Below are 12,434 nucleotides of genomic sequence, written 5' to 3' on the forward strand. Positions count from 1 at the left end.
GCGCGGCCGTCCCCGGTGGATCGGGGGCGGCCGCGCGGTTCTGGACGGGGGTGTGGGGTCAGACCTGGCCGAGGAGGAGGCCGCCGGCCGCGAGGCGGGTGGTGTCCAGCTGGCCGGTCCGGTCGTGGTCGAGGAGGCCGAAGGTGGCCGCCGCGGCGTCGGCCGGGGTGCCGAGCGCGCCCAGCAGGCGCTGGAACTCGTGCAGGGTCAGCGATCCGTCCGCGTCGGTGTCGGACAGGCCGAGCACGGCGTCGGCCAGTGGCGCGAACGCGTTCAACGCGGCGAGTTCGTCCAAAGCCCCGGTGAACGCCGCGCGGTCGACGCCGTTCGCGCCGAAGCGGGACAGCACGGTCCAGAACTCGCCGCACGCGTCGTGCACCCGGCGGGCCCGCTCGGTGTCCGGCGGCTCGTCGAACGCGGTCACCAGCCGCTCGCCGAACGCGGCCAGGTCGGCCGCGCCGATCCGCCCGTCGCGGTCGCTGTCGAGCAGGTCGAACGAGGAAACCCCGCCCTGCTCGGGAATCCGCCGCACGGCCGCGTCCCGCAGGTACTCCAGGACGGCTTGGCTGGCGACGGCGCCCTGGCCGATCGCGGAGCCGATCCGCTTGACCGTCCCGGACCGCACGTCGCCGGCCGCGAACACGCCCGGCAGGGACGTCTCGGTGAGCAGCGGGTCCCGGTCGGCCGACCACGCCCCGTCGATGCGCAGCAGGTCGGTCCCGGTCACCAGGTACCCACGGGTGTCCACTGTGGACTGCTCGGCGAGCCACTCGGTGCACGGCGTCATCCCGATCAGCACGTACAACGCGGTCGCGTCCTCGGTGGTGGTCTCGCCGGTCCTGCTGTCCCGCAGCACGATCCCGCTCATCTTCCCGGTGCCGGTCACCGCCGCCACCTCGGTGTGCACCCGGACGTCCACCAGGTCCGACTCCTCGATGCGCCGCACCAGGTAGCGGGACATGGGGCTGCCGTCCAACGTCGGCCCGCGCACCAGCAGCGCCACCCGCACCCCGTGCTCGGCCAGGTAGAGCGCCGCCTGCCCGGCGGAGTTGCCCGCGCCCAGCACGAACGCGGCCGACCCCGCCGTCTGCACCGCGACGGGCGTGGAAGCCCCGTAGTACACGCCGATGTCGCGCAGTTCCTCCGCGCCGGGCACGTCCAGCGGCCGCCAGCGCATCCCGGTCGCCACCAGCACGGCCGTGCCGCGCGCGGTCGACCCGTCGTCGCTGTCCACGGCCCACCGGTCGCCGTCGCGGCGCAGCGCGACCGCCCGCCGCGCGGACATCCACCGCACGCCGAACCGGCGCGCCTGCGCCAGCGCCCGCTGCGCGAGGTCGCCGCCGGACAGTCCGGCCGGGAAGCCCAGGTAGTTCTCGATCCGGGAGGTGGACCCGGCCTGGCCGCCGGGCGCGTCGTCCTCGACGATCACCACCCGCAGGCCCTCGCACGCCGAGTAGACCGCCGCGGCCAGCCCGGCCGGTCCGCCGCCGACCACGACCAGGTCGCAGTCGTCGTCGCCGGCCGCGTCGGTGAGGCCGAGCGCGGTGGCCAGTTCGATCAGGCTGGGCTCGAACAGCACGTCCCCGCCGGTCAACTCGACCACGACGGACCCGGCCGAGCCGACCGCGTGGGTGTCGAACGGGACTTGGTTGCGGGCCAGGAAGTCCTTGATCGCGTAGCCGCGCGCGGAACCGACCGGTTCGATGACGCGCAACAGGGATTCCGCCACTCACGCCTCCATGGGGGTGAAGCCAAGGGCTTCGACGGTAGTGGCCGGCGTCGGATCCGCTCGCGGACGTCCTGAGGTTCACCCCAACAGGTCACGAGTACCCCACCCGTGGTGGGGACCATGTATCTGTGGTGCCGCAGGACGCCCCTGTCCCTGTAGGGGGAAGGACCGGTCATGAACGATGTGGTGCGGTTGCGCGAAAAACACGCCAGGCGTTTCGACATGTTCGACGCGAACGGCGACGGGGTGGTCCGGCAGCGGGATTTCGCCGGGTTGGCGGAACGGTTGGTGCGGCGGTTCCGGGTGCCGCCGGGGTCGATCGGGGCGGAGCGGATCCGGGCGGCCTACGAGATGCTGTGGCTGTTCCTGCTGGCGCACTGCGGTGACGACGGGCAGGTGACGCGGGCCCGGTTCCTCGACGCGCTGGACAGCACCGACCTGGCCTGCCGGATCGGGGCGGCGGACGCGGTGGCGGTGCGGGAGTGCGGCGCGGCGGTGGACGGCGTGGTGGACATCGAGCACGTCGCGGAGATCATCGTGGTGATGGGGGCGCACCCCGGTGACGCGCCGGTGATCCGGGAGGCGCTCAAGCCCGACGGCAAGCTGCTGCCGGTGGCGACGGTGAGCCGCCTGGTGTCGGGGTTCTTCGCCGACGACGCGCCGTCCGGTCTGTACGGCCGCTGACGCCGCACCGACCGGGCGGCGTCCGGGCGGTCGCGGCGGTCAGCCGATGCGCAGGCCCAGGGCCACGGCGATGGTGATGGCCTGCTCCGGTTCGATGCGCGCGCCGGCGAGCGTGACGGAGGTCGGGTCGATGCCGGACAGGTCCGACCCGCGCAGGTCGGCCTTGGTGAAGTCCGCGCCGTGCAGCCACGCGTCGGTCAGGTCGACCCCGCCGAACACCGCGCCCTGGCAGCGCGCGCCGGTCAGGTCCACGTCGTGCATCCGCACCCCGCCGAACGACGCCCGCCGCAGGTCCAGCCCCGCCATCCCGGTGAACGACCAGTCGCCGCCGACCACCTTGAGCAGGTCGTAGGAGCCGCCGTCGAACGCGCTGCCGACCAGCTTGCAGTCGGTGAACGTGGCGTCGAAGAACTCGCAGCGGACGAACGCGCAGTTCAGGAACGCGGCCCCGGTGTGCGTCGAGGTGTTGAACTCGACGCCCCGGAACACGCAGTCGGTGAACGTCGACCCCCGGTTGTCCAGGTCCACCAGGTCGACGTCGATGAACTCGGTCCGCTCGTACCGCTCGCCGGCGATCTCGGTGACCGTCCAGTCCCGGTCGCGCACGGTCCGGTCGGTCCGCGGTGTCGGGATGTCCCGTCTGCGTTCGGCCACCCCGGAACTATCCCGCAGGCGCGCGTCCCGGAAGCGCCCGGCACACCGCGCGGCCGTCAGGGCGCGGTGCGGCGGCGGAACAGCAGTGCCGTGCCGACGACGCCCACCACCGTGAACGCCGTGCACCACAGCACCGCCGCCACGCCGGAACCGCCGACCGGGCCGCTCATCATCAAGCCGCGCAACGTCTCGATGACCGGCGTCACCGGCTGGTGCCCGGCGATGCCGCGCAGCGCCGCCGGCATCGTGTCGGTCGGCACGAACGCGCTGCTCAGGTAGGGCAGGAACATCACCACGAAGGAGAACGCCCCGGCCGCCTCCGGGGTGCGCGCGAGCAGCCCGAAGCACGCCGCGAGCCACGACACGCCCACCATGAACAGCAGCAGCACGCCCGTCACGCCCAGCCAGGCGAGCGGCCCGCCGGTCGGCCGGAACCCGATCAGCAGCGCCACCGCCAGCACCAGCGACGTCGACACGGCGTTGCGCGCCACGCTGGCCACCACGTGTCCGACCAGGACGGCCGACCCGGAGATCGGCAGCGACCGGAACCGGTCGATCACGCCCGTGGTCATGTCCGTGTTCACGCCCACCGCCGTGCCGGCCGCGCCGTAGCCCGCGCACAGCAGGATGATCCCGGGCACCACGTAGTCGACGTACTGGGTGCCGACCGCGATCGCGCCGCCGAAGACGTAGACGAACAGCAGCAGGATCACGACCGGCAGGATCACCGCGACCAGCAGGGCGTCCACGCTGCGCGCGCTGTGCCGCAGCCCCCGCCCGATGAACGTCGCCGAATCACGCAGCACCGCGCACCTCCGGGCCGGTCAGGGACAGGAACACCTCGTCCAGGGTCGGCCGGTGCAGCTCCAGCCGGTCGACGGCGACCCCGCGCCGGTCCAGCAGGTCGAGCACCTCGCGCACGTGCCGGGCGCTGCCGTCGCCGGGCACCCGCAGGCTGAGCTTGTCGACGTCCGGCACGCCGTCGAGCGCGGCGCGCGCGCCCGCGAGGGCGTGCCGGTCGGGCAGGAACAGCTCGACCGCGCCGGTGCCCGCCCGGTCCTTCAGCTCGGCGGCGCTGCCCTCGGCGACGACCTCGCCGCCGTGCAGCACGGCGATCCGGTCGGCCAGCCGGTCCGCCTCCTCCAGGTACTGGGTGGTGAGCAGGACCGTCACGCCGGATCGGGCCAGGTCGGCGACGGCCGCCCAGACCTCGCGCCGGCTGCGCGGGTCCAGGCCGGTGGTCGGCTCGTCCAGGAACAGCACCTCGGGTGTCGCCACCAGGCTCGCGGCCAGGTCGAGCCGGCGGCGCATCCCGCCCGAGTAGGTCGCGGTCCGCCGGTCGGCCGCGTCGGCGAGGTCGAACCGCTCCAGCAGTTCGGCCGCCCGGAGCCGGGCGGCGCGGCGGTCGAGCCGGCGCAGCCGGGCCATCATCGCCAGGTTCTCCCGGCCGGTCAGCAGCTCGTCCACGGCGGCGTACTGGCCGGTCAGGCTGATCGCGGCGCGCACCCGTCGCGGCTGGGCGACGACGTCGTGCCCGGCCACCCGCGCGGTGCCGCCGTCGGGCTTGAGCAGGGTGGCCAGCACCCGCACGGCGGTGGTCTTGCCCGCGCCGTTCGGGCCGAGCAGCGCGAACACCTCGCCGCGCCGGACGGCCAGGTCGAGCCCCTTGAGCACGGCCCGCTCGCGGAACGACCGGCGCAGGCCCACCGCCTCGACTGTGTATGTCATAAACCAAGTGTATGTCATACACACGCTTAGACTGCAAGCCTGCGACGAGCACGGATGCGAGGACATGGACGACTCGGTGTGGGAGCGGCTGGACAAAGAGCCCCGGCAGGGGCTGAGCGTCCGACGCATCGTGCGGGCCGCGATCGAGCTGGCCGACGCGGACGGGCTGGCCGCCGTGTCCATGGCCCGCGTCGCCGAACGCCTCGGCTTCACCACCATGTCCCTCTACCGGCACGTGCGCGGCAAGGACGAACTGCTCCTGCTGGTGGTCGACACCCTCGCCGAGCCCCCCGCGTGCCTCGCCGAGCCGTTCGACGGGTGGCGCGCGGGCATGGAGCGGTGGTGCCGCGAGCACCTCGCCGTGCTGCGCCGGCACCCGTGGGCGATCCAGGTCCAGGCGTCCACGCCGCCGAGCACGCCCAACCAGCTCGCGTGGATGGACCACGGCCTGCGCGTGCTGGAGGAGACCCCGCTGTCGGCCGGCGACCGGATGTCCGTGCTGCTGCTGTGCACCGGGTTCGTGGTGGGGCAGGCGCGGTTCGCGGCCGACGTGTCCACCGAGGCCGAACGGGCGTACGGGGTGACGCTGGACCGGACCGTGGACGCCGAGCGCTACCCCGCGCTGCGCCGGGTCGTGGACGCGGGCACGTTCGGTCCGGGCGGCGCGGAACCCGACTACGACTTCACGTTCGGCCTGGCCCGGCTGATGGACGGCGTGGAACGCCTGGTGCGGCAACAGGACTGAGGCGGTGGCACCTCGGCGCTAACCGGCCGCCGCACCGGGGCGGACCGGGTTCTTCGTCCACCACACCAGCCCGAGCGCGAGCACGCCCAGCCACGCGTAGAAGTCCTGGAACGGCCCGCCGATCCACAGGAGCCCTTGGGGCAGGGGGAACTGCGGCGAGCCGGGCAGCGGCCACGCGGCCAGCGGGACGAGGACGGCCGCGATCCCCGGCCACAGCCGCACCAGCAGCGGCGCGCACCACACCCAGTGGTGGTGCCAGGAAACGGGGGACACCAGCAGCGCGGTCAGCGCGCACGTGAGCACCCCGCCCAGCTCGTCGCCGTCGCGGTGCAGCCGGGCCGCGATCCGCAGCCCGGCCACCACGACCAGGGCCGCCGCCGGCAGCCACAGCACGTCCTGGCCGGCCCGCCCGAACAACGCGTGCAGCGACTGGTTCCCGACGTAGAACACGTCCTCGCCGATCCGCGACGACTGGAGGAACACCCCGCCCCAGTACTCGGCCGACTCCCGCGGCGCGACCGCGAAACCGATGCCGACGGTGGCCGCCGTCGTGCCCGCCGCGACCGCCGCCGCCCGGAACCGCCGGGTCACCAGCAGGTAGACCACGAACAGGCCGGGCGTGAGCTTGACCGCCGCCGCCAGTCCGATGCCGACGCCCCGCAGCCGCCCGGGTCGGGCGAAATCCAGCAGCACCAACGCCATCAGCACGACGTTGACCTGTCCGTAGGCCAAGCTCGCCTGCACCGGCTCCAACCACAGCGCCACCGCCGCCGCGACCGCCGCGACCGGCAGCGCCCGCCCGGTCAGCCGGGCCGCGCACACGACCGCGACGGCGAGCGCGGCCAGCGTGAGCGCCGCCATCACCGGCCGCGCGGCCTCCAGCGGGACGAGGGTGAAACCGGCGAACAGCAGTGCGCCGAACGGGGTGTTGGTGAACGGCTGGCCGTTGAACTCCGCGGTGTAGAGCGAAGTCCCGTCGAGCAGCGCCTGCCCGCCTTGTCGGTAGATGTCCAGGTCGTACATGTACCAGCGTTGCCCCGGCCAGAGGCACGCCTGCACGACGTGCAGGGCGAGCCACCCGCACGGCCCCGCCGCCACCGCCCAGCGGGTCGTCGGGGCCGTGCGGGTGGCGGTCGGCACGGTCGGAGTGCGTTGCGGCATCGGCATTACCTATTTCACTAGTTGCTTAGTGGAAGATGGGCGTGCGGAAGCCGCGCGCGATCCGCTCCGGCCGGGCCGGAGCGGATCAGGCGACGCGCCGCCGACCGGTCAGGATCGGCGGAGCACGACCGGCGGGATCAGCGGAAGCGCTTGCGCAGCCACCACAGCGCGCCCAGCACCAGCGCCGCCGACAGCGCCGTGAACAAGGTCGCCTCGATGCCCTGGAACCACCAGAACCGGTCGGCGGGGTGGACCAGGAACGCCCGGGTACGCAGGCCGCGCTCCGCCATGCACTGGCCGTACGTGTCACCGGCCGTGCGGCACCCCTGGCTGATGGAGTACGCGGCGTCCGAGTCGATGAAGCGGCCCGCCCCGTCGGAGAACCCCTGGGCGATGCTCCACCGCCCGCGCTCGGCCGCGCTGCTGCCGGCGTTGGTCAACGGCGTGGTGGACAGCACCGGCGGCATGTAGTGCGGCCGGGCGTACCAGCGCACCGAGTACAGCACGCCCGCCCAGACCGCGAGGGTCAGCGCCATCGCGGGCACCGTGCGGCGGACCGCGAGCCCCACGACGAGCCCGAGCGCCGCCGCGAACAGCGCGTAGGACGCCATCGCCAGGGGCTGCACCTCGAACTGCCGCACCTGGAACCGGTCCTGCGCCGCGTGCAGGTAGTCCAGCCCGGACACCCACCACAGGTAGGTGCCGCCGATCAGCGCCGCGCCGACCACCGCCGGCACCGCGACCACGAGGACCTTCGCGGCGAACCACCGGCGCGGGCTGGTCGACTGGCTCAGCGCCAGCAGGTGCGTGTGCTGCTCCCACTCGCGGGCCAGCGCCGGCGCGCCCAGGAACACGCCCGCGAGCGCGGCGAACCCGATCATGCCGAACCGCATGTTCTGCGCGTTCTGGTGGACCGACGTGACCGCGCTCCAGCCCGGTTCGGACAGCACGCAGGGCGGCGTGAGGGACTGGGAGCAGATCCGCAGCTCCTCCTCGGTGAGGTCCCACGGGAGGGAGAACCGCTGGTAGACCATCACCCCGATCACGACCAGCGCGTACCCGCCGAGGGCGAGCAGGGCGAGGCGCTGCTGGCGCCAGGCGAGCCAGATCACGCCGCCGCCTTCCGGTCGCGCAGGTAGGCGACGACCAGCTCGTCCAGGCTGGGCGTCGCGACCTGCTCGGCGGGCAGGTCCAGCTCGCCCTCCAGCCGCACCAGGGCGTTGACCTGCCGCTCGCCCGCGCGGGACTCGATCACCCGGTGCGCGCCGAGGTCGTGGTCACGCGGCGCGACCACGACCCGGTGGTCCGCCAGCAGGGTCTCCACGTCCCCGGCGAGCCGCAGGCGGCCCTTGTCGAGCAGCAGCAGGTGATCGCAGACGCCTTCGAGTTCGCTCATCACGTGCGACGACAGCACCACGGTCGTCGAGGTCTCGGCCACCGCGACCATGATGGTGCGCAAGGACTCCTGGCGGGCCACCGGGTCCATTTCGGACAGTGGCTCGTCCAGCAGCAGCACCTCCGGCCGGCGGGCCAGCGCGAGGATCAGCGCGAGCCGCGCCCGCAGCCCGCCGGACAGGCTGCCGACCTTGTCCGTGCGGACCAGCTTCGCCTCCTCGACCAGCCGGTCCGCGTGCGCGGTGTCCCAGCCGGGGTTGGCGGCCCGCCCGAACCGCAGCATCTCGCCGACGGTGAACGAGCGGTACAGCGGCTTCTCCTGGGCGACGAACGCCACCTCGCCGACCACCTCGACCTCGCCCGAGGTCGGCCGCAGCAGCCCGGCGGCCAGCTTGAGCAGCGTCGACTTGCCCGCGCCGTTCGCGCCGACCAGCGCGGTCACCCGGCCCGCCGCCAAGTCGAACGAGCAGTCCCGCAACGCCTGTCCTCGCCGGTACCGCAGGCCCAGCCCGCGCGCCCGCACGGCAACGCTCACCATGTCCCCCATCGACAATCGCCGAACTACGTCGGAAAGCGCCGGTCCAGCACCGAGCGGAACAACGCCTCGACGTCCTCCCGGCCCATGCCGTACTCCCGCGCCCGGTCCATCCACTCCAGCAGCTCGCCGCGCAGCGGCGAGTCCTCGGCCACACCCGGCGTGACCAGCGACCGGCGCACGAACGTGCCCAGACCCGGTCGTGGTTCGACCAGGCCCTCGCGCTCCAGTTCGCGGTACGCCTTCAACACGGTGTTGGGGTTGATCGCGGTCTGCTCGACCACCTCTCGCGCGGTGGGCAGCCGGTCGCCGGGGCCGAGCAGCCCCAGCCGCAACGCCCGCTTGACCTGGTGGACGAGCTGGAGGTACGTGGCCACCCCGGACCGCCGTTCGATCCGGAACTCGATCACCTCAACCCCTTCACTAACTGATTAGTGAAACCACTGTTGCGCACACCGCCGCCCGCTGTCAAACACCGCCCGCAGGCGGGCACGCGGGTCAGGCGCGGAGGAGTCCGGTGACGCGGCCCCGGTGGTCGTCGAGCACGCGGCCGGGGTCGGTGCCGAGCACGTCGGCCAGCACGGCGGCGTACACGTCGCGGAAGTCGGTGGTCTGCTTCAGGTCGCCGTCGTCCAGGTCGGTCAGGCTCGGCTGCTCCCCGTAGAACCCGCCGTTCACCTTGTCGCCCAGCAGGAACACCGGTCCCGCCGTCCCGTGGTCGGTGCCGTCGCTCGCGTTCGCGCGCACCCGCCGGCCGAACTCCGAGTACACCAGCACGACGACCCGCCGCCCCCGGTCGGTCCGCTTCATCCGCCGCACGAACGGCGTCAGCGCGCCGTCCAGCTCGCCCAGCAGCCGCTGCTGGGTGTCGCGCTCGTCGGCGTGCGTGTCGAACCCGCCCAGCGACACCGAGTAGACCCGGGTCGGCACCTCCGCCTCGACCAGGTTCGCCACGACGTCCAGCTGCGCGGCCAACTGCGAACTCCCGCCGGCCGACGCCCCCTTGTCGCGCCGGTCGTCCGGGTCGTCCTCGGCCGACGGGTCGTGCGCCGCGCCGCCGAGGATCCGGACGGCCCCGTGCAGGTCCGCGATGGATCGCGAAGCCCTTGCCTGCCAAGCTTCTTCGCCGTCCTGCGGCGTGCCCAGCGCGGCGAAGGCCGCGCCGAGCCGCCCGTCCGGCAACGCCAACCCGCCCACCGGGAACGACGCCGCCGCCGTCCGCGCGCCCGCCAGCATGGGCGGCAGCACGGGTTCCACCGACAGCGCCCGCAACGGGTCCGCGCCGCTCGCGTCCAGCCACCGCCCCAGCCACCCCGTGGGCACCGAGGTGCGCGGTGACGCGGTCTGCCAGATCGCCATCGACCGGAAGTGGCTGTGGTCCGGCGTCGGGTAGCCGACACCGCGCACGACAGCCAGACCTCGCTCGTCCCACAACGACTTCAGGCCCTTGAGCCCGGGGTTGAGGCCCAGTCCGTCGCCGAGGTCCAGCACGTCCTCGGGCCGGTAGGCGAGGTCCGGCCGGGCGTCCTGGTACGCGCGGTCGGCGGCCGGGACGACCGTGTTCAGCCCGTCGTTGCCGCCGTAGAGCGTGACGACGACGAGCACGGCCGCGTCCGGGTCCAGCGGGTCCTCGGCCGCCGCGGTCATCAGGTGGTCCCAGTCGACGCGCGTCGCGCCCACGGCGAGCGCGCCGGCGGCGGCCACCCCGGAGAACGTCAGGAACCGGCGTCGGGTCAGCTTCTCCATTACCTGCTCACCACGTATTCGGGGGCGCACGCGGCCACGGCGGCCAGGTGCTCGGGTTTGTCGACGCGGCCCAGCGCGTCGCGGGTGCGGTCGGACCACGCGTCCACGCCGAGCCGGTCGCGCACGGCGTCCGCGCCGGTCACCGACGTCAGGTCGGCCTTCGCCGCGATCAGCTGCGCGACCTTCAGCCGGGCCACGCCCGCCGCCGTGGTCAGCCACGCGCCGCCGGCCGGCCACCCGCCGACGCTCGGCGGCCGCAACGGCACCTGGCCCATGCCGCGCAACCCGTTGCCGAGCTGCCTGACCGCCTTGTCGTCCAACGACTCCCAGCGCACGCCCAGCGCCCGCATCAACCCCGCGGCCCACTCGACGGGCTGCTTGACCAGGGTCGCGGCCCGATCGCGGAACGCCGGCTCGGCCGCGATCGCCCGCAGCACCGACCCGGTGCCCCCGCCGTGGGCGGCCACCAGGCGGTCCAGGACGTCGGCGGCCGGCGGCGTGGCCGACACCAGCCGGAACCACAGCCGGCCCACCACGAACCGCGCGGACTCCGGCTTCGCCACCACGTTGTCCACAAAGGACTCGACGGTGAAGTCGGCGGTGACGCCGAGGACGGTCTTCGGCTTGTCGTCGTGGCGCTTCGCGACGAGTTCGGCCCGCGCCGCGTCCCGCCGGACGGTCCACCCGGTCAGCACGCGGGCGGCCTCGCGCACGTCCTGCTCGGTGTAGTGGCCGATGCCGAGGGTGAACAGCTCCAGGTACTCGCGGGCCAGGTTCTCGTTGGGCGCCCCGGCCCGGTTGTCGTTGCCGTCCAGCCACAGCAGCATCGCCGGGTCGACCGCCATCGCCTTCGCCAGCGCGGGGAACCCGCCCAGGCCGAGCCGCCGGAACGACTCGTTCTGCGCCAGCATGTGCCACGGGCTGCGCACCTTCTGCTCGCTGGTCGCGAAGTGCCCGTGCCAGAACCAGGTCAGCCGCTCCACCGCGGTGTCGGTCGCGATCATCCGCGCCAGCCACCACGACGTCAGCGCCTTCTCGTCGGCCGCGCGGCGCTGGTTGGCGTCCTTCTTCGCCTGCTTGTCGCCCTTGGCCACGACGGGCGGGTCCAGCGCGAGCGCGGGCGTGGCGGCGGGCGCGGGCGTGAGCAGCCGGTCCAGCGTCTCGGTGAAGCCCCGGTCCAGGTCGCCGGGGCGCGGGCCGAACCCGAACCGGTCGTGCAGGCGGCGCACCGAGGCGCGCTCGTCGAGTTCCGACATGGGCGCAGCATGTTGGGCCGCACCCGCCGTCGCCACCACTTCCGGGTTTCCTTCAGCGCAAGCTCAGGGACGGCGGCCGTCCGCCGCGCCGAGCCCGGGAAATCAGGACTGGTCGATCACTCACTCTTATGCTCGACCCAACGGTCGATCGGGTGATCGGCCGTTCGGGGCAGCGCCCCGGTGGCGGGGGACCGGCGGGCCGGTCAGTAGTGGCGGATGCCGGCGGAGAGGGTGCGCGCCCACGGGGCGTCCACGTCGCCCGCGTCGACCGCCACCACCAGGTGGCACAGCATCCCCCGCGCGAAGAACTCCTGGACCTGCGCCTCGCTCGCGCCGGACACGCCGCGCACGTACTCCACCGTCCTGGCGTACCCGCGTTGCAGCAGCCCGCGCACGGCCGGCTCGGAGATCGCCGCGCACTGGGCGTGCATCTGCACCAGCAGCAGCGCGTTCTCCTCGGCGATCAGCCGGGCGTACACGTCGCCCATGGCGTGCAGCACGGTCTCGGGCGCGCTGCCCTCCGCCTGCGCGACGCCGTCGCCCAGGCTCTCCCGGATCCGGGTGAAGCACCGCTCCACCACGGCCAGGAACAGCGCCTCCTTGTCCGGGAACAGCCGGTAGACGTACGCCTGGGAGATGCCCGCCGCCTTCGCGACCTCGGCCGTCGTGGTGCCGTAGTAGCCCTTGGCCCCGAACGTGCCGAGCGCGGTCCGCAGCACGGTCTCGCGCCGTTCGTCGGCGGTGGACAGGCGGCGTTCCGTGGTCGGCATGAGACTAATCAACCACTCACACTTTTGCATG

General features: G+C 73.6%; 13 protein-coding genes. 2 read left to right on the top strand and 11 right to left on the bottom strand.

The genetic code is table 11. The annotated features are described in order from the left end of the window. Positions 1-58: 58 nt before the first annotated feature. Positions 59-1,729, bottom strand: a complete 1,671-nt coding sequence (locus AC0HI0_RS47565; RefSeq protein ID WP_480930046.1) for an FAD-dependent oxidoreductase — start codon at positions 1,727-1,729, stop codon at positions 59-61. A gap of 174 nt (positions 1,730-1,903) precedes the next feature. Between AC0HI0_RS47565 and AC0HI0_RS47570 the strand changes: the two genes are divergently transcribed. After that, positions 1,904-2,413, top strand: a complete 510-nt coding sequence (locus AC0HI0_RS47570; RefSeq protein ID WP_480930047.1) for an EF-hand domain-containing protein — start codon at positions 1,904-1,906, stop codon at positions 2,411-2,413. 39 nt (positions 2,414-2,452) lie between these two features. Here AC0HI0_RS47570 and AC0HI0_RS47575 read toward each other — a convergent pair whose 3' ends face one another. From AC0HI0_RS47575 to AC0HI0_RS47585, 3 genes are read right to left on the bottom strand one after another with little or no spacing between them, the layout of a single operon-like run. Further along, on the bottom strand, positions 2,453-3,067 hold the full coding sequence (locus AC0HI0_RS47575; RefSeq protein WP_480930048.1) for a pentapeptide repeat-containing protein: 615 nt from the start codon (positions 3,065-3,067) through the stop codon (positions 2,453-2,455). A 56-nt stretch (positions 3,068-3,123) separates the two neighbouring features. Next, on the bottom strand, positions 3,124-3,873 hold the full coding sequence (locus tag AC0HI0_RS47580; protein ID WP_480930049.1) for an ABC transporter permease: 750 nt from the start codon (positions 3,871-3,873) through the stop codon (positions 3,124-3,126). After that, entirely contained in the window at positions 3,863-4,795 is a 933-nt protein-coding gene (locus AC0HI0_RS47585; protein ID WP_480930050.1) for an ATP-binding cassette domain-containing protein, read from the bottom strand. The genes AC0HI0_RS47580 and AC0HI0_RS47585 overlap by 11 nt, the downstream gene beginning before the upstream one ends. Positions 4,796-4,859: 64 nt before the next feature. Between AC0HI0_RS47585 and AC0HI0_RS47590 the strand changes: the two genes are divergently transcribed. Further along, positions 4,860-5,540, top strand: a complete 681-nt coding sequence (locus AC0HI0_RS47590; protein ID WP_480930051.1) for a TetR/AcrR family transcriptional regulator — start codon at positions 4,860-4,862, stop codon at positions 5,538-5,540. A gap of 18 nt (positions 5,541-5,558) precedes the next feature. Here the strand turns inward: AC0HI0_RS47590 and AC0HI0_RS47595 are convergent, their stop codons facing one another. The 7 genes from AC0HI0_RS47595 to AC0HI0_RS47625 all read right to left on the bottom strand — a co-directional run bounded on the left by AC0HI0_RS47595 (position 5,559) and on the right by AC0HI0_RS47625 (position 12,403). Continuing rightward, positions 5,559-6,701 (bottom strand): glycosyltransferase 87 family protein, encoded by a 1,143-nt coding sequence (locus AC0HI0_RS47595; RefSeq protein ID WP_480930052.1) that lies wholly within the window; start codon positions 6,699-6,701, stop codon positions 5,559-5,561. Between the two features lie 137 nt (positions 6,702-6,838). Further along, a complete protein-coding gene (locus AC0HI0_RS47600; RefSeq protein WP_480930053.1) occupies positions 6,839-7,813 on the bottom strand; it encodes a hypothetical protein in 975 nt (324 codons plus the stop codon). Further along, positions 7,810-8,634 (bottom strand): ATP-binding cassette domain-containing protein, encoded by an 825-nt coding sequence (locus AC0HI0_RS47605; RefSeq protein WP_480930054.1) that lies wholly within the window; start codon positions 8,632-8,634, stop codon positions 7,810-7,812. The genes AC0HI0_RS47600 and AC0HI0_RS47605 overlap by 4 nt, the downstream gene beginning before the upstream one ends. 23 nt (positions 8,635-8,657) lie before the next feature. After that, positions 8,658-9,041: a GntR family transcriptional regulator gene (locus tag AC0HI0_RS47610; RefSeq protein WP_480930055.1), complete on the bottom strand. Its 384-nt coding sequence runs from the start codon at positions 9,039-9,041 to the stop codon at positions 8,658-8,660. 88 nt (positions 9,042-9,129) lie between these two features. Next, a complete protein-coding gene (locus AC0HI0_RS47615) occupies positions 9,130-10,377 on the bottom strand; it encodes a DUF1501 domain-containing protein (protein ID WP_480930056.1) in 1,248 nt (415 codons plus the stop codon). Next, entirely contained in the window at positions 10,377-11,633 is a 1,257-nt protein-coding gene (locus AC0HI0_RS47620) for a DUF1800 domain-containing protein (RefSeq protein ID WP_480930057.1), read from the bottom strand. Before AC0HI0_RS47620 ends, AC0HI0_RS47615 begins: the two co-directional genes overlap by 1 nt. A 203-nt stretch (positions 11,634-11,836) precedes the next feature. Then, positions 11,837-12,403: a TetR/AcrR family transcriptional regulator gene (locus AC0HI0_RS47625; RefSeq protein WP_480930058.1), complete on the bottom strand. Its 567-nt coding sequence runs from the start codon at positions 12,401-12,403 to the stop codon at positions 11,837-11,839. Positions 12,404-12,434 lie beyond the last annotated feature (31 nt).

This window comes from Saccharothrix sp. NBAS 001 (assembly GCF_056640475.1).